The sequence below is a fragment of the Variovorax sp. GW821-FHT09A10 genome, assembly GCF_059418385.1.
Genome location: NZ_JBWKPT010000002.1, coordinates 1038890 through 1053770, shown reverse-complemented (window position 1 = coordinate 1053770; position 14881 = coordinate 1038890). Strand labels below are relative to the sequence as shown.

Here is a 14881-nt window from a genome sequence, read left to right as displayed (position 1 = left end):
TCATCGAAATGGGTGGTGCTCAGCGATGAAATATATCGTTTTCGGTTATGTGGCTCGCTGCTTAGAGTTTGCTCACCCTGAACTCCTTGATCGATGAACCCCATGAGCACCCCCACTGCACGCATCCCGTTCCACCTGGCCTTTCCCGTGCGCGACATCGCCGAGGCGCGCGCCTTCTACGGCGAGTTGCTCGAATGTCCCGAAGGCCGCAGCTCGACCGAGTGGGTCGACTTCAACTTCCACGGCCACCAGATCGTGGCGCACCTGGCGCCCGACGAATGCGGCCACAAGACGCACAGCGCCGTGGACGGCCACGACGTGCCCGTGCGTCACTTCGGCGCCGTGCTGCCGATGGACCTGTGGCAGGCAATGGCCGACAAGCTCATCGCACGCCAGACGCCATTCGTGATCGAGCCCTACATCCGGTTCAAGGGCGAGCCCGGCGAACAGGCGACGATGTTCTTTCTCGACCCGTCGGGCAACGCCATCGAGCTGAAGTCCTTTGCGGACCTGGATTCGCTGTTCGCCGTCTGAAAGCGCCGACGTGAAAACAACCCACTGCCTTCTGGCGGCCGCAACGGCCGCGGCGCTCCTGCTGAGCGCCGGGCGTGCATCCGCCCAAACCGACGTGCTGAAGAAGATCAGGGAGTCCGGCGCCATCACCATGGGCGTGCGCGATGCCTCGGGCGCCATGTCCTTCACCCTGGGGCCCGGCAGCTACACGGGCTTTCACGTCGAGGTCTGCGAACGTGTCATTGCCGACATCGGGAAGGCGTTGCAGATCGGCAAGATCCACGTGAAGTACCAGCTCGTCACGCCGCAGAACCGCATGCCGCTCGTGCAGAACGGAACGGTCGACATCGAGTGCGGCACCACGACCAACAATGCGGCGCGCCAGAAAGACGTCGCGTTCGCCCCGACGCTCTATGTCGAAGGGGTTCGCATCGCGGTCAAGGCGACATCCGGTGTTGCTTCGGCGGCCCAGCTCGCCGGCAAGGCGGTGGCGGTCACGACGGGGAGCACCTCCGTCCAGCTGCTGAAAAAACTCAAGCGCGACAACGCCCCGGAGATTGCGGAGGTGTACGCCAAGGACAACAGCGAAGGGTTCCTGCTGCTCGAATCGGGCCGCGCGGAGGGCTTCGTCGCCGACGGGCAGATCCTTGCCACCTTGATTTCCAGGAGCAAGGAGCCCGCGCAGTACCGCTTGCTCGACCAGGTGCTCAGCGTCGAGCCGATCGCGATCATGATTCCCAAGGGCGATGCCGCGTTCAAGAAGCTGGTCGATCAAAGCGTCCTGGCGTTGGCAAGGAGCGGGGAGGCCGCGCGGCTCTACGACAAGTGGTTCATGCAGCCCATTGCGCCGCACGGCGCGAAGGTGGGGCTGCCGGCCAGCGCCCTGACCAGGGCCGCCTGGGCCAACCCCAGCGACAAGCCGATGGAAGACTACGAGGTGCGATAGAGCGGCACCCGCAAGGCGACGAGGTCGAATCAGACGATCAGGTCGAAGCAGCAGCCCGCGTAGTACGGCTTGTCGCCGCCATCGACGAAGGGCACCTCGATCGGCTTGCCCTCGTTGCGCCACACGTCGCGCTTGCGGTAGCCGGCGCGTGCCAGGTCGGCCAGCAGCTCGTCGTGGTGCTGGATGCGGTAGGCGCACACGGCCACGCCGATGCTGTTGAGCGTGTAGATCGTGCGCTCGGGGTGCACGGCCGTGGTGTTCATGACGATGCGCCGGGGCTTCACGGCGAGCGCGGAAAGAATCGCATCCATGCGCATCGGCAGGTACTGCAGGCTGCCCGACACGTACAGCACGTCGCAGCCGCTCGCGTCGCGGTAGTCGGTGGTGAAGCTCAGTTGCGCGGTCGCCTCGCGCTTGACGGCCATCGCGCGGCCGCTCTCGACCACGCCGGGCACGTCGCACACGGTCCAGCGCAGGGTGTCGGGGTAGCTCAGCACGCGCCGGAAGGCGTAGTACTTGATGCCGACGTGCCCGCCCAGGTCGAACACGCGCGTCAGGCCCGCATCGATGGAGCGGCCCAGCCAGAAGAGGCCGGGGTAGTCGTAGAAATAGATCTGCGGGCTGTAGAGCTCGCCCGCGTCGGCGTTGGCGTAGCCGACCGCCTTGCTGGGCGGCGCGCCGGCCTCGGCCGCCTCGAAGCTCTCGAACGACCCCATGAAGAGGTTCTCGTCCGTGTTGTTCAGGAACTTGCGCCGGTAGGCGCTTTCGCGGGGCGGGAAGGTCAGCAGGCTTGAAAGCATGTCTCTCTCCTGTGGCTTTCGCATTCTGAGCGCAACCGGCGCCTTTGGGGGGCGATAGCCCAGCGCCGCGGGGGCGGTTACCCCGTGGGGGTTTACATGCCGCTCGCCAGCGCCGCAGCCGCCGCGCGGGTCTCCACGCCCAGCTTCTCGAAGATGTGCTCCAGGTGCTTGTTCACCGTGCGCGGGCTGGTGCCCAGGATCTCGCCGATGTCGCGGTTGGTCTTGCCCTTGGCGAGCCAGGACAGCACCTCGGTCTCGCGCGGCGTGAGGGCCGCATCGGCCAGGCGCGCGGCCGGGCCTTCGCGCTGGAGGGCGAACAGCAGCATGGTCTCGCCCAGCGCCGCCGCACCCAGGTTGCGCACCGACAGGCGCATGCCCGTGGCGGTGCCGATGGCGATCGACGCGCCCGGCGCCAGCGCAGGCTCGACCGAGGCGGGCAGGCGCCCCGGCGCCACCGGGTCTTCGAGCGCATGCAGCCACAGCGCGGCCTGCGGCGAGCGCCAGGCGATGCGCCCGCGCGTGTCGACGAACACCACGCCCATGCCCGCCACGTCGACCGCGTCGCGCGCCATGCGCGTGATGCGGGCGTTGCGCGTGTGGGTGTGCAGGCGCGCCAGCACCTCCTGCGCGCGGATCGGCTTCACCACGTAGTCGACGCCGCCGCATTCGAAGCCCTCGACCACGTGCGCGGTTTCCGACAGGCCCGTCATGAACAGCACCGGAATGTGCGCCAGCGCCGCGTTGGCCTTGATGCGCCGGCAGGTCTCGAAGCCCGAGAGGCCGGGCATGAGGCCATCGAGCAATATCGCGTCGGGCACCACCAGCTCGAGCCGCTGCAGCGCGGCCTCGCCGTCGGCCGCCACCAGCACGGTGTAGCCGCTGGCCTCGAGCGTGTCGCACAGCATGCCCAGGCTGCTGGGGGCGTCGTCCACCACCAGCACGACGGGGCGTTCGGATTCATGACCGGGCGAGGGGAGTGTCTGCATCTTCTGCCAGTGCGTTGCGGAGGGTGTCGAGTTCGAAGCGCGCGACCATGCCGCGCAGCCAGGTGCAGGTGGCCGCTGCGGCGGGCGAGGCCGCGGCCAGCCGGTCGAGCGCGGTGTGCAGGCCGCGCACGTGCCCCATCTGCACCAGGCGCATGAGGTCGGCGCGGTCGTCTTCGCCGAGCGCGAGCAGGGGCGGGCGCGGCGGCGCCAGGTCGGGGTCGGCGGGCGGCGGCAGGGCGTCGCCGATGGCCAGCCATTCGAGGCCCAGGTGCCGCTCCAGCGTGGCGATGAGTTCCGACTCGATCACCGGCTTGCCCACGAAGGCCTGGCAGCCCGCGGCGCGCAGCCGGTCGGCCTGGTTCTCGAACATGTTGGCCGAGACGATGATGATCGGCAGCTCGGCAAAGCCCGAGGCCCGCACCGAGCGCGCGGTCTGCCAGCCGTCCATGTCGTCCATCGTCAGGTCCAGCAGGATGGCCGAGGGCAGCTCTTCGCGCAGGCTGTCCAGGCACTCGGTGCCGCTGGCCGCCTCGCGCACCGTGAAGCCCAGCGGCGCGAGCATGCCGGCGAGCATCTGGCGCTGCACCGGCTGGTCGTCCACCACCAGCAGCGTGCGGCGCTCGCCCAGGTAGCCCGACACCGGCTCGCGCGAGCCCGCCTGCGGGCCGGGGTCGGCCACCTCACGCAGGTACACGCGCACGCTGAAGGTGCTGCCCGCCGACGAGGTCGACGCCAGCTTGAGCTCGCCGCCCATGAGCGAGGTGAGCAGCCCGGTGATCGTGAGACCCAGCCCCGTGCCCGGCTCGCCACGCCGGCGGCCCGCGGCGCCGCGCTCGAAGGGCAAAAAGATGCGCTGGCGGTCCTGCGGCGCCACGCCGATGCCGGTGTCGACCACGTCGAAGCGCAGCACCTCGCGCCGCGCGTCCACATGCAGCGTGACCGTGCCGCTGTCGGTGAAGCGCACGGCGTTGGTCAGCAGGTTGATGAGGATCTGGCGCAGCCACTTCACGTCGGCATGCACCCAGGCCGGCAACTGCCCCGCGTGCGTGTAGACGAACGCCAGGCCCTTGGCCTCGGCCTGCGGGCGCACCATCTGCACCACCTGGTCGAGAAAGGCCGGCAGCGCCAGCGGCGAGGGCTCCAGCTGCAGCCGGCCGGCCTCGATGCGCGCCAGGTCGAGCAGCCCGTCGATGAGGCCCAGCATGTGCTCGCCGCTGCGGTGGATGGTCTGCACCGCCTCGCGCGGCGGCAGGGCCGCGTCGCCGCCCTTGAGCAAAATCTGCGAGTAGCCCAGGATGCTGTTGAGCGGCGTGCGCAGCTCGTGCGTCATGCCGGCCACGTAGCGCGTCTTGGCCTGGTTGGCGGCCTCGGCGGCTTCCTTGGCGGTCTGCAGCGCGGCGTCGGTGCGGCGGTGCGCTTCGATCTCCAGGGCCAGCAGGTTGTTGTGGCGGTTCGATTCCTCCTGCGCCATCTGCCGGCTCTCGCTGCCCAGCACCACCCACCACGCGGCCACGGCGGCGATCACCGAGAGCAGCGCGAACACTTTCAAAAAGGCCGTCGCCATCGCCGAATCGATGGTGCCCGCGATGGCCTCCTGCGCGTAGACCACGCCCACCACCGTGGCCAGCAGCGCGATCAGCGAGGTGGCGACCAGCAGGTAGTGCGCGACGCGGAAGTTCAGCCGCGCCGACAGCGCGGACGGCAGCAGCGCCTGCAGCCAGCCGCTCATCTGCTCGGCCGCGCGCGAGTCGGTCTTGCAGCGGTCGTGGCAGCGCGATTCGAGCGTGCAGCACAGCGAGCAGATCGGCGCGCTGTAGGCCGGACAGTGCGCCATGTCTTCCGACTCGAAGCTGTTGTCGCACACCGAGCACTTCACGCTCTGGCCCGGCGTCCAGCGGTCGATGTCGGTGCGTGCCAGGTAGTAGCGCCCGCGCGTTTGCCACGCCAGCAGCGGCGACACGGCCATGGCCGTGGCCAGCGCGATGAAGGGCGAGAAGGCCCGCGCCCACTGGCCCAGCGCGCCGGAGTAGGCCAGCATCGCCAGCGCCGCCGCCACCAGCATCGCGACCAGGCCCACGGGGTTGATGTCGTACAGGTGCGCGCGCTTGAACTCGATGGTCTTGGGGCTCCAGCCCAGCGGCTTGTTGATGACCAGGTCGGCCACCAGCGCGCCGACCCAGGCGATGGCGATGTTGCTGTAGAAGCCCAGCACGTGCTCCAGCGCGGCGAACACGCCCAGCGCCATCAGCAGGATGGCGATGGCCACGTTGAACACCAGCCACACCACGCGCCCCGGGTGGCTGTGCGTGAGGCGCGCAAAGAAGTTCGACCACGCGAGCGAGCCCGCATAGGCGTTGGTCAGGTTGATCTTCATCTGCGACACGACGACGAACAGCACCGTGATGCCAAGCACCCAGGCCGGGTCGCGCAGCACGTACGAAAAACCCGTGAGGTACATCTGCGTGGGCTCGATCGCGTGGTTGGCCGGAATCTCGTGCTGCAGCGCGAGGAAGGCGAGGAACGCGCCGCCCATCATCTTCAGCATGCCCGGAACGATCCAGCCCGGCCCGGCGACCAGAACGGCGGTCCACCAGCGCCCGCGGTTGGCGGCGGTCTTCTCGGGCAGGAAGCGCAGGTAGTCGACCTGCTCGCCGATCTGCACCACGAGCGAGAAGGCCACCGTGGCGGCAGCGCCGAACATCAGCGGATCGAAGCCGCTGCTGTCCGAGGTGCGGCCCACGAGCCCGGTGAAGTCGGCATACAGCTCTGGCTTCTTCACCATCACCGCGATGAAGGGGCAGACGAACAGCACGATCCAGATCGGTTGCGTCCACAGCTGCAGCCCCGAGATGAGCGTGATGCCGCGCGCCACCAGCGGAATGATCACGATCGACGACACCAGGTACAGCAGCCACAGCGGCCAGTCCAGGTACATCTGCAGCGCCAGCGCGAGGATGGCCGCCTCGAGCGCGAAGAAGATGAAGGTGAAGCTCGCATAGATCAGCGAGGTGAGGGTGGAGCCCAGGTAGCCGAAGCCCGCGCCGCGCGTGAGCAGGTCCATGTCCACGCCGTGCCGCGCCGCGTAGTACGAAATGGGCAGGCCCGTGAGGAAGGTGATGAGCCCCACCACCAGGATCGCCCACAGCGCGTTCGAGAAGCCGTAGCTCAGCGCGATGGCGCCGCCGATGGCCTCCAGCGCCAGGAACGAGGTGGCGCCGAAGGCCGCGTTGGCCACGCGGAACTCCGACCACTTGCGAAAGCTGCGCGGCGTGTAGCGCAGCGCGTAGTCCTCCAGCGTTTCGTTCGCGACCCAGGCGTTGTAGTCGCGGCGAATGCGAAAGATCTTCTGTCCGGAGACGGATGTCATGGCGGGTTCTCGCGGCGGCGGCAACGGTGGCATGAGGCAGGTACAGCAAGAAGCGCTCCCTGCTGTCGCGTGCCTCGTCTGCTCGCGAGTCTGCGGCCCGGGCAGGGGCGCATCGCTACGTTGAATGACGTATTCGCGCAGAGGCAAGTGATTTCTAAAGTACCAGCCATGGTGCTCGCAGCACCGTCCGATGCACTGCGATGGTGCGCGGCTCACTCTTCTTTCAACCTGCCTGGAGTTCCTGATGTCGCGTGATTCCGATCCTTCTTCCCTCGATGCCATGGCACTGCGCCGCCGCCGCCTGCTGCAGGGCGCCGCCGCGCTGCCCGTGATGGGCCTGAGCGGCCTGAGCTTCGGCCAGGGTCAGTTCCCCACGGCCAAGGTCAACACCACCAAGCTCGCGGTGACCGACACCGAAGTCACGGTGGGCCAGCTGCATTCGTCCACTGGCACCATGGCCATCTCGGAGACCGGCTCCATCCAGGCCGAGCAGCTCGCCATCGACCAGATCAACGCGATGGGCGGCATCCTGGGCCGCAAGATCAAGGTCATCAAGGAAGACGGCGCCTCCGACTGGCCCACGTTCGCCGAGAAGTCGAAGAAGCTCCTGGTCAACGACAAGGTCGCGGCCGTCTTCGGCTGCTGGACCAGCGCCTCGCGCAAGGCCGTGCTGCCGGTGTTCGAAAAAGAGAACGGCCTCTTGTACTACCCGACCTTCTACGAAGGCCTGGAGCAGAGCAAGAACGTGATCTACACGGGGCAGGAGGCCACGCAACAGATCATCTGGGGCCTCGATTGGGGCGCGAAGGAGAAGAAGGCCAAGACCTTCTTCCTGGTGGGCTCCGACTACATCTGGCCGCGCACCTCGATGAAGATCGCGCGCAAGCACATCGAGAACTTCCAGAAGGGTTCGGTCAAGGGCGAGGAGTACTACCCGCTGGGCCACACCAACTTCAACTCGCTGATCAACAAGATCAAGGTGGCCAAGCCCGACTGCATCTTCGCGGCCGTGGTGGGCGGCTCGAACGTGGCCTTCTACAAGCAGCTCAAGGCCGCGGGCATCACGGGCGACAAGCAGTTCCTGCTGACGCTGGCCGTGACCGAAGACGAGATGACCGGCGTGGGCGGCGAGAACTTCGCGGGCTTCTACTCGTCGATGAAGTACTTCCAGACGCTCGACAACGAGAACAACAAGAAGTTCGTGGCCGCCTTCAAGGCCAAGTACGGCAAGGACGCGGTGATCGGCGACGTGACGCAGGCGGGGTATCTCGGGCCTTGGCTGTGGAAGGCGGCGGTGGAGAAGGCGGGCAGCTTCGACATCGACAAGGTGGTCGCGGCGTCGCCGGGCATCGAGCTGAAGACGGCGCCGGAGGGCTACGTGAAGCTGGATGCGAACCATCACCTGTGGAGCAAGGCGCGCATCGGGCAGGGGCAGCTGGATGGCAGCTTCAAGGTGGTCGCCGAATCGGGCGAGTTGATCAAGCCCGACCCGTTCCCGAAGGGCTACCAGTAACGCTTGCATTTCTCCCTCCCCCTCTGGGGGAGGGCAGGGGTGGGGGCAAGCGGCCATCGATGAAGCCTTGCGCTTGCTCGGGCCGCTGAGCCCCCATCCCAACCTTCCCCCAGAGGGGGAAGGGGCCAACACCCAACACCGGAACACGTTGCCATGACTTTGTCGGACATGATGAACATCGGCCTCATGCAGGGCTTCGCGGGGCTGAGCCTCTTCGCGGTGCTGCTGCTCATGGGCCTCGGGCTCGCGATCATCTTCGGGCAGATGGGCGTGATCAACATGGCGCATGGCGAGTTCATGACCATCGGCGCCTACTCGATCTTCCTGGCCGCGCAGGTGACCGAGCGCATGGCGCCCTCGCTCGTGCCGTACTACTTTCCGATCGCGATCGGGCTGGCCTTCGTGTTCGCCTTCATCGCCGGCTGGCTCGTGGAGTGGGCGCTGATCCGCCACCTGTACAAGCGACCGCTCGACACGCTGCTCGCCACCTGGGGCGTGAGCCTGGGCCTGCAGCAGATCTTTCGCACCTTCATCGGACCGAAGGAAGTGAGCCCCACGCTGCCCGAGTGGCTCATGGGTTCGTGGACGCCGCATGAAGGCCTGGACATCCCGATCAACGGCCTCTTCGTGCTGGCGCTCACCGCGCTGGTCACGGGCGGCGTGCTCATCGCCTTGCACAAGAGCCGCTGGGGCCTGCGGGTGCGTGCCACCGTGGCCAACCGCACGATGGCCAACGCCACCGGCATCGACACGAAGAAGACCGACCGCCTCACCTTCGCCATCGGCTGCGGCATTGCCGGCGTGGCGGGCGCGGCCTTCACCACCATCGGCTCGACCGGGCCGACCTCGGGGTCGCTGTACATCGTCGACGCCTTCCTGGTCGTCACCTTCGGCGGCGCGGCGAGCCTGCTGGGCACGGTGGTCTCGGCCTTCGGTATTGCGCAGACCCAGTCGATCTCGGAGTTCTTCATGGCTGGCTCTATGGCCAAGGTGCTGACGCTGTCGCTGATCGTGCTGATTCTGATGATGCGCCCCCAAGGCTTGTTCGCAGTCAAGGTGCGTCGCTGAACCCGATTCCTTCCCGGAGAACCACTCGATGAATTTCCTCAAGGCCTCGATCCGGCGCTACCAGCTCGGCAGCCTCCTGCTGCTGGTGCTGCTGCTCGCGGTGGTGCTGCCGCTGTCGCTCGACATCTTCCGCCTCAACCTCGTGGGCAAGTACCTCACTTACGCCTTCGTGGCCGTGGGCCTCGTCATGGTGTGGGGCTACGGCGGCGTGCTGAGCCTGGGGCAGGGCGTGTTCTTCGGCATCGGCGGCTATGCGATGGCGATGTTCCTCAAGCTCGAAGCGTCCGACCCCGTCACGACCAAGATCCAGTCGACGCCCGGCATCCCGGACTTCATGGACTGGAACCAGATCACCGAGCTGCCCGCGCTGTGGCTGCCGTTCAAGAGCCTGCCGCTGAGCTTGGCGCTGGTGGTGCTGGCGCCGATGGCACTGGCCTGGCTCATCAGCTTCGCGATGTTCAAGCGCCGCGTGGGCGGTGTGTACTTCGCGATCATCACGCAGGCGGTGGCGCTCATCTGCACGGTGCTCATCATCGGCCAGCAGGGCTACACGGGCGGCGTGAACGGCATGACCGACCTGAAGACGATGCTGGGCTGGGACACGCGCACCGACGGCGCCAAGTACATCCTCTACTACGTCTGCGTCGGCCTGCTGGTGGCCAGCATCGTGCTGTGCCGCTGGGTGCAGACCAGCAAGCTGGGCACGCTGCTGCTGGCCATGCGCGACAAGGAAGACCGCGTGCGCTTCTCGGGCTACGACGTGTCGAACTTCAAGGTCTTCACCTTCTGTCTGGCGGCCGGGCTCTCGGGCATCGGCGGCGCGATGTTCGCGCTGCAGGTGGGCTTCATGTCGCCGAGCTTCGTGGGCATCGTGCCCTCCATCGAAATGGTGATCTTCTGCGCTGTCGGCGGTCGCATGAGCCTGGTGGGCGCGGTGTACGGCGCGCTGCTGGTGAACGCGGGCAAGACGCTGTTCTCCGAGAGCTTTCCCGACCTGTGGCTCTTCTTGATGGCCGCGCTCTTCATCGGCGTGACCATGGCCTTCCCGATGGGCCTGGCGGGCCTGTGGGAAGACACGATCAAGCCGTGGTGGGCCTCGCGCCGCCAGGCCCTGCGCGACGCCGCGACGAAGCCGCCGCCCGCCGCCGTGTCGGCCCCTTCACCCGTCGCCGCGCCGCAGGCCGAGCCCGTGCTGCCCGAAGGCATCGGCCGCCAGCGCGCCTGACCGACACCGGAGCCCCATCCCATGAGCAACACCGACTTCGCCCTCGCCGTGGAAGACCTCAGCGTCTCCTTCGACGGCTTCAAGGCCATCGACGACCTGACGCTGTACATCGACAGGAACGAGCTGCGCGTGATCATCGGCCCCAACGGCGCCGGCAAGACCACGCTGCTCGACCTGATCTGCGGCAAGACGCGCGCCAGCGCCGGCAGCATCAAGTTCAAGAACACAGAGCTCACCAAGATGGCCGAGCACAAGCGCGTGCGGCTGGGCATCGGGCGCAAGTTTCAGACGCCGTCGATCTACGAGAACCTGAGCGTGTTCCAGAACCTGGAGGTGTCGTTCCCGAAAGGGCGCTCGGTGTTCGGCGCGCTGGCCTTCCAGTGCGACGACGAGGTCAAGGGCAAGGTGCAGGCCATCGCCACGGAGATCGGCCTGGCCGACAAGCTCGGCACCGAAGCAGGCCTCCTGAGCCACGGCCAGAAGCAGTGGCTGGAGATCGGCATGCTGCTGATGCAGGAGCCCGAGCTGCTGATGCTCGACGAGCCCATTGCCGGCATGAGCGCGCGCGAACGCGAACTCACGGCCGACCTGCTCCAGCGCATCTGCCGCAACCGCGCCGTGATCGTCATCGAGCACGACATGGCCTTCGTGAAGCAGATCGCGCACAAGGTCACCGTGATGCACCAGGGAAAGATCCTCGCCGAAGGGCCGATGGAGAAGGTGCAGGCGGACCCGAAGGTCATCGACGTCTACCTGGGGCACTGAACCATGAGCAACATCATGCTGAAGGTCGAAGACCTGCACGTCGCCTACGGCCAGAGCGAGGCGCTGCACGGCATCTCGTTCGTGGGCCATGCCAACGAAACCATCGCCATCATGGGCCGCAACGGCATGGGCAAGACCACGCTGTTCAAGAGCCTCATGGGCGTGCTGCCGATCAAGAGCGGGCGCATCGAAGTGGCGGGGCAGGACGTGTCGCGCGACGAGAGCTTCAGGCGCGTCGCCAAGGGCATCGCCTACGTGCCGCAGGGCCGCATGATCTTCCCGACGCTGACGGTGGAAGAGAACATCCAGACCGGCCTGGAGAACTCGAAGACCCGCCGCATCCCCGAGGAGATCTACGCGCTGTTCCCCGTGCTGTGGGACATGAAGAGCCGCAAGGGCGGCAACCTCTCCGGCGGCCAGCAACAGCAGCTCGCCATTGCGCGCGCGCTCGTCACCGACCCCAAGGTGCTGCTGCTCGACGAGCCCACCGAGGGCATCCAGCCTTCGATCATCAAGGACATCGCCAAGGCGCTCAACGAGATCCGCAAGCTGCGCGGTATCACCATCGTCGTGTCCGAGCAGGTGCTGAGTTTCGCGATGGACGTGGCCGACCGGCTGTTCGTCATCGAAGGCGGCCGGCTCGTGCACGAGACGGCGCGCGACAAGACCGATGTGGAACACATCAAGGCCTATCTCTCTGTCTAACCACAACCCCAGGAGTCACTGCACATGACGGACACGCTGATCAAGGTCGACCTGACCAAGCCGCCCACCGAGAACGAGAACATCCACAACCGCTGGCACCCGGACATTCCGATGGCCTGCTGGGTCAACCCGGGCGACGACTTCATCCTGGAGACCTTCGACTGGACCGGCGGCTTCATCAAGAACAACGACAGTGCCGACGACGTGCGCGACATCGACCTGAGCACGGTGCACTACCTCTCGGGCCCGGTGGGCGTGAAGGGCGCGGAGCCCGGTGACCTGCTGGTGGTCGACCTGCTCGACATCGGCGCCAAGCAGGACAGCCTCTGGGGCTTCAACGGCTTCTTCTCGAAGAAGAACGGCGGCGGTTTCCTCACCGACCACTTTCCCGAAGCGCAGAAATCGATCTGGGATTTCAAGGGCATGTTCACGAGTTCGCGCCACATCCCGGGCGTGAACTTCGCGGGGCTGATCCACCCCGGCCTGATCGGCTGCCTGCCCGACAAGCCCATGCTCGACATGTGGAACGAACGCGAAGGCAAGCTCATCGCCACCGACCCGGACCGCGTGCCCGGCCTCGCGAACCCGCCGTTCGCCGGCACCGCCCACATGGGCAAGATGACCGGTGAAGCGAGGGCGAAGGCCGCCGCCGAGGGCGCGCGCACCGTGCCGCCGCGCGAGCACGGCGGCAACTGCGACATCAAGGATTTGTCGCGCGGCTCGAAGGTGTTTTTCCCCGTGTACGTCGACGGCGCGGGCCTGAGCGTGGGCGACCTGCACTTCAGCCAGGGCGACGGCGAGATCACCTTCTGCGGCGCCATCGAGATGGCCGGCTGGGTGCACATGAAGGTCACGCTCATCAAGGGCGGCATGGCCAAGTACGGCATCAAGAACCCGATCTTCAAGCCCAGCCCCATCACGCCGCAGTACAACGACTACCTGATCTTCGAGGGCATCTCGGTCGACGAGAGCGGCAAGCAGCACTACCTGGACGTGAACGTGGCCTACCGCCAGGCCTGCCTGAACGCCATCGAGTACCTGAAGAAGTTCGGCTACTCGGGCGCGCAGGCCTATTCGATCCTGGGCACGGCACCTGTGCAGGGCCACATCAGCGGCGTGGTCGACGTGCCCAATTCGTGCGCCACGCTGTGGCTGCCCACGGGCATCTTCGACTTCGACATCAACCCGAACGCCTCGGGGCCGGTGAAGTTCATCGACGGCAGCATCGACATGCCGCTGTCGCACGACCTGCGCTGACGCCATGCCGACCTACGACTACGCCTGCGGGCAGTGCGGCGGCTTCGAATCGCTGCGGCCTTCGGGCCAGCGCGACGAACCCGCTGCCTGCCCCGACTGCGGCAGCGCCTCGCCGCGCGTGTTCACCGCCGCGCCGCGCCTGGCGCTGATGGCCGCCAACACGCGCCACGCGATGGCCACCAACGAACGCGCACGCCACGAGCCCGCGAGCTCGCGCGACTATGCGCGGCTGCGGCATCCCTCGGGCTGCGGTTGCTGCTCGGGATCGTCGCGGCGCAGTGCCACGCAGACCGCGCCGAACGGTGCGAAATCGGCCCCGTCGCGGCGGCCCTGGATGATCTCGCACTGAGGGTCCGGCGTGCATTCCTTGCATGCGCACAGAGCATGCAAGGAATGCCGGCAGCGAGAACTTTCTCGTGCGTTCCCTCTGGAGGGGAGGGTTCCGGCCGCCGCATCGCATGCGCGGGCGGCGCGCGATTGTTTCAATCCCGTGAACGCCGCGATTCCTTTTGCTGCGGTTTTTTGGGGCGCTTCAGGTTCAAACTTCATCCCATCGACACACCACCTGAAGGAGATTGAAATGAATGCCTCGAAGACCCTCGCTGCCGTTGCGCTCTCGCTCCTGGCTGTTGCCGGTGCCCACGCCGAAACCTATGACGGCGTGCACACCGTGAACTCGACCCTCTCGCGTTCGGAAGTCGCGTCGCAAGCCGTGGCCGCCGCCCGTGCCGGCAACGAGTACAGCGACGGCGCCACCGCCGGCGCACAGACCTTCACCTCGACCGCCGACCGCTCGACGATCCGCGCTGAAGCCGTCGCCAAGGCCCACGACCCGCTCGCCAGCCTCGACCGCCGCGCGTTCTACCGCGACGAAGTGCCGGCTGCTTACAAGAAGCCCAGCGTGTCGTTCACGCGCCAGGCTGGCCTGTAAGCCAGGTCGCTGCGGCAAGCCGATGCTTCTATCGGCTGCCTGAAGAACGAACGGGCCCTTGGGGCCCGTTTTTTCGTTGGGACGTCGCGCGTCAGGCGGCGTGTGCAAGGACGTTGACAAGCTTCCCGAACGGATCGCGGACATAGAAACGGCGTACACCCCAGGGTTCGTCGACCGGGCCGTATTCGATGGCAAAGCCGGCAGCCCGCATGCGCGCAAGCGCCGTGTCGACATCGTCGACTTCGATGGAAAGGTCAGGCACCGGCGTGCCCGAACCGCCTTCAGACGCAAAGCTGACCTGCACGCTCATCTCGGCCTGCGAACCGTAGGTGCGTATCCATCCGTGGTCCATCAGCAGGTCGAGGCCGAGCACGTCGGCGTAGAAGACCTGTGCGCGTGCCACATCCTGCGTCGCGAAGTTGGCGACCAGTCGTTTGACTTTCATTGCTTGGAACTCTCTTCGGCGGTTTCGGGTGCGATGCGGAAAGCCTTGGGCTTGCCGCCGGATTCGGCATGGAGCAGGTCACCTTCGATGCGGATGCGGGTCCACGTGTCGATGATGCCGTCGGCGCCGATCAGCTCGATGCTGTCGCCAGAAAGCACCCGGTAGCGAAACGATGGCGCGCACTGTGGGCCATCGTGCGTGCCCAGCACCGCGCGAAGGAATCCGTTCGATGCGAACCAGTAGATCTCGACCTGGGTGTCGGAGATGAGTTGCAGCCGGCGGTCGATGGGGAGGGCGGTGGTCATGAGAGATGAGGGGGCGGGGGGCACCACAAGGCAGCCAATTCCGAATGAGGAGCGG

Annotated in this window: 15 protein-coding genes; 10 read left to right on the top strand and 5 right to left on the bottom strand. The window is 66.7% G+C overall.

What is annotated here, in order from left to right; all coding sequences use genetic code 11:
• The first annotated feature begins 102 nt into the window (after positions 1-102).
• Positions 103-534 carry a VOC family protein gene (locus AC07Q9_RS11725; RefSeq protein WP_495271528.1) on the top strand — a complete coding sequence of 144 codons (432 nt, stop codon included), beginning with the start codon at positions 103-105 and terminating at the stop codon, positions 532-534.
• 10 nt (positions 535-544) lie between these two features.
• Complete coding sequence (locus tag AC07Q9_RS11720) at positions 545-1459, top strand: amino acid ABC transporter substrate-binding protein (protein ID WP_495309506.1); 915 nt, start codon at positions 545-547, stop codon at positions 1457-1459.
• A 29-nt stretch (positions 1460-1488) separates the two neighbouring features.
• Here AC07Q9_RS11720 and AC07Q9_RS11715 read toward each other — a convergent pair whose 3' ends face one another.
• The 3 genes from AC07Q9_RS11715 to AC07Q9_RS11705 form a co-directional block, all read right to left on the bottom strand.
• A complete protein-coding gene (locus AC07Q9_RS11715; RefSeq protein ID WP_307693864.1) occupies positions 1489-2259 on the bottom strand; it encodes a TIGR04325 family methyltransferase in 771 nt (256 codons plus the stop codon).
• Positions 2260-2351: 92 nt separating this feature from the next.
• Positions 2352-3245: a response regulator transcription factor gene (locus tag AC07Q9_RS11710; RefSeq protein ID WP_307693863.1), complete on the bottom strand. Its 894-nt coding sequence runs from the start codon at positions 3243-3245 to the stop codon at positions 2352-2354.
• A complete protein-coding gene (locus tag AC07Q9_RS11705) occupies positions 3217-6612 on the bottom strand; it encodes a hybrid sensor histidine kinase/response regulator (RefSeq protein ID WP_495309505.1) in 3396 nt (1131 codons plus the stop codon). The genes AC07Q9_RS11710 and AC07Q9_RS11705 overlap by 29 nt, the downstream gene beginning before the upstream one ends.
• Positions 6613-6856: 244 nt before the next feature.
• On the opposite strand from AC07Q9_RS11705, the gene urtA reads away from it, so the two are divergent.
• The 8 genes from urtA to AC07Q9_RS11665 all read left to right on the top strand — a co-directional run bounded on the left by urtA (position 6857) and on the right by AC07Q9_RS11665 (position 14076).
• Positions 6857-8125, top strand: coding sequence for an urea ABC transporter substrate-binding protein (gene urtA / locus AC07Q9_RS11700; RefSeq protein ID WP_062478305.1), 1269 nt, complete (start codon positions 6857-6859; stop codon positions 8123-8125).
• A gap of 153 nt (positions 8126-8278) precedes the next feature.
• Entirely contained in the window at positions 8279-9193 is a 915-nt protein-coding gene (urtB, locus tag AC07Q9_RS11695; protein WP_495309504.1) for an urea ABC transporter permease subunit UrtB, read from the top strand.
• Positions 9194-9221: 28 nt separating this feature from the next.
• Positions 9222-10418 (top strand): urea ABC transporter permease subunit UrtC, encoded by a 1197-nt coding sequence (gene urtC, locus AC07Q9_RS11690; RefSeq protein WP_495309502.1) that lies wholly within the window; start codon positions 9222-9224, stop codon positions 10416-10418.
• 21 nt (positions 10419-10439) lie between these two features.
• On the top strand, positions 10440-11183 hold the full coding sequence (gene urtD, locus AC07Q9_RS11685) for an urea ABC transporter ATP-binding protein UrtD (RefSeq protein ID WP_095744996.1): 744 nt from the start codon (positions 10440-10442) through the stop codon (positions 11181-11183).
• A gap of 15 nt (positions 11184-11198) precedes the next feature.
• A complete protein-coding gene (gene urtE, locus AC07Q9_RS11680; protein WP_495309987.1) occupies positions 11199-11888 on the top strand; it encodes an urea ABC transporter ATP-binding subunit UrtE in 690 nt (229 codons plus the stop codon).
• A gap of 24 nt (positions 11889-11912) precedes the next feature.
• Positions 11913-13145: a formamidase gene (gene fmdA / locus AC07Q9_RS11675; protein ID WP_307693859.1), complete on the top strand. Its 1233-nt coding sequence runs from the start codon at positions 11913-11915 to the stop codon at positions 13143-13145.
• A gap of 4 nt (positions 13146-13149) precedes the next feature.
• Positions 13150-13494, top strand: a complete 345-nt coding sequence (locus tag AC07Q9_RS11670) for a zinc ribbon domain-containing protein (protein WP_495309500.1) — start codon at positions 13150-13152, stop codon at positions 13492-13494.
• A gap of 231 nt (positions 13495-13725) precedes the next feature.
• On the top strand, positions 13726-14076 hold the full coding sequence (locus AC07Q9_RS11665) for a hypothetical protein (RefSeq protein WP_056582144.1): 351 nt from the start codon (positions 13726-13728) through the stop codon (positions 14074-14076).
• A gap of 91 nt (positions 14077-14167) precedes the next feature.
• Here AC07Q9_RS11665 and AC07Q9_RS11660 read toward each other — a convergent pair whose 3' ends face one another.
• Both AC07Q9_RS11660 and AC07Q9_RS11655 read right to left on the bottom strand, forming a co-directional pair.
• Entirely contained in the window at positions 14168-14521 is a 354-nt protein-coding gene (locus AC07Q9_RS11660) for a VOC family protein (protein ID WP_070060357.1), read from the bottom strand.
• Positions 14518-14826, bottom strand: coding sequence for a hypothetical protein (locus AC07Q9_RS11655; RefSeq protein ID WP_495304689.1), 309 nt, complete (start codon positions 14824-14826; stop codon positions 14518-14520). The genes AC07Q9_RS11660 and AC07Q9_RS11655 overlap by 4 nt, the downstream gene beginning before the upstream one ends.
• Positions 14827-14881: the final 55 nt, after the last annotated feature.

What these genes read in the sequence shown, in the direction of transcription:
- urtE (WP_495309987.1), top strand. Translation starts at nt 11,199, where the DNA reads ATGCTGAAGGTCGAAGACCTGCACGTCGCCTACGGCCAGAGCGAGGCG.
- AC07Q9_RS11670 (WP_495309500.1), top strand. Translation starts at nt 13,150, where the DNA reads ATGCCGACCTACGACTACGCCTGCGGGCAGTGCGGCGGCTTCGAATCG.
- urtB (WP_495309504.1), top strand. Translation starts at nt 8,279, where the DNA reads ATGACTTTGTCGGACATGATGAACATCGGCCTCATGCAGGGCTTCGCG.
- AC07Q9_RS11705 (WP_495309505.1), bottom strand. Translation starts at nt 6,612, where the DNA reads ATGACATCCGTCTCCGGACAGAAGATCTTTCGCATTCGCCGCGACTAC.
- AC07Q9_RS11660 (WP_070060357.1), bottom strand. Translation starts at nt 14,521, where the DNA reads ATGAAAGTCAAACGACTGGTCGCCAACTTCGCGACGCAGGATGTGGCA.
- AC07Q9_RS11665 (WP_056582144.1), top strand. Translation starts at nt 13,726, where the DNA reads ATGAATGCCTCGAAGACCCTCGCTGCCGTTGCGCTCTCGCTCCTGGCT.
- AC07Q9_RS11725 (WP_495271528.1), top strand. Translation starts at nt 103, where the DNA reads ATGAGCACCCCCACTGCACGCATCCCGTTCCACCTGGCCTTTCCCGTG.
- urtA (WP_062478305.1), top strand. Translation starts at nt 6,857, where the DNA reads ATGTCGCGTGATTCCGATCCTTCTTCCCTCGATGCCATGGCACTGCGC.
- urtD (WP_095744996.1), top strand. Translation starts at nt 10,440, where the DNA reads ATGAGCAACACCGACTTCGCCCTCGCCGTGGAAGACCTCAGCGTCTCC.
- AC07Q9_RS11655 (WP_495304689.1), bottom strand. Translation starts at nt 14,826, where the DNA reads ATGACCACCGCCCTCCCCATCGACCGCCGGCTGCAACTCATCTCCGAC.
- AC07Q9_RS11710 (WP_307693863.1), bottom strand. Translation starts at nt 3,245, where the DNA reads ATGCAGACACTCCCCTCGCCCGGTCATGAATCCGAACGCCCCGTCGTG.
- urtC (WP_495309502.1), top strand. Translation starts at nt 9,222, where the DNA reads ATGAATTTCCTCAAGGCCTCGATCCGGCGCTACCAGCTCGGCAGCCTC.
- fmdA (WP_307693859.1), top strand. Translation starts at nt 11,913, where the DNA reads ATGACGGACACGCTGATCAAGGTCGACCTGACCAAGCCGCCCACCGAG.
- AC07Q9_RS11715 (WP_307693864.1), bottom strand. Translation starts at nt 2,259, where the DNA reads ATGCTTTCAAGCCTGCTGACCTTCCCGCCCCGCGAAAGCGCCTACCGG.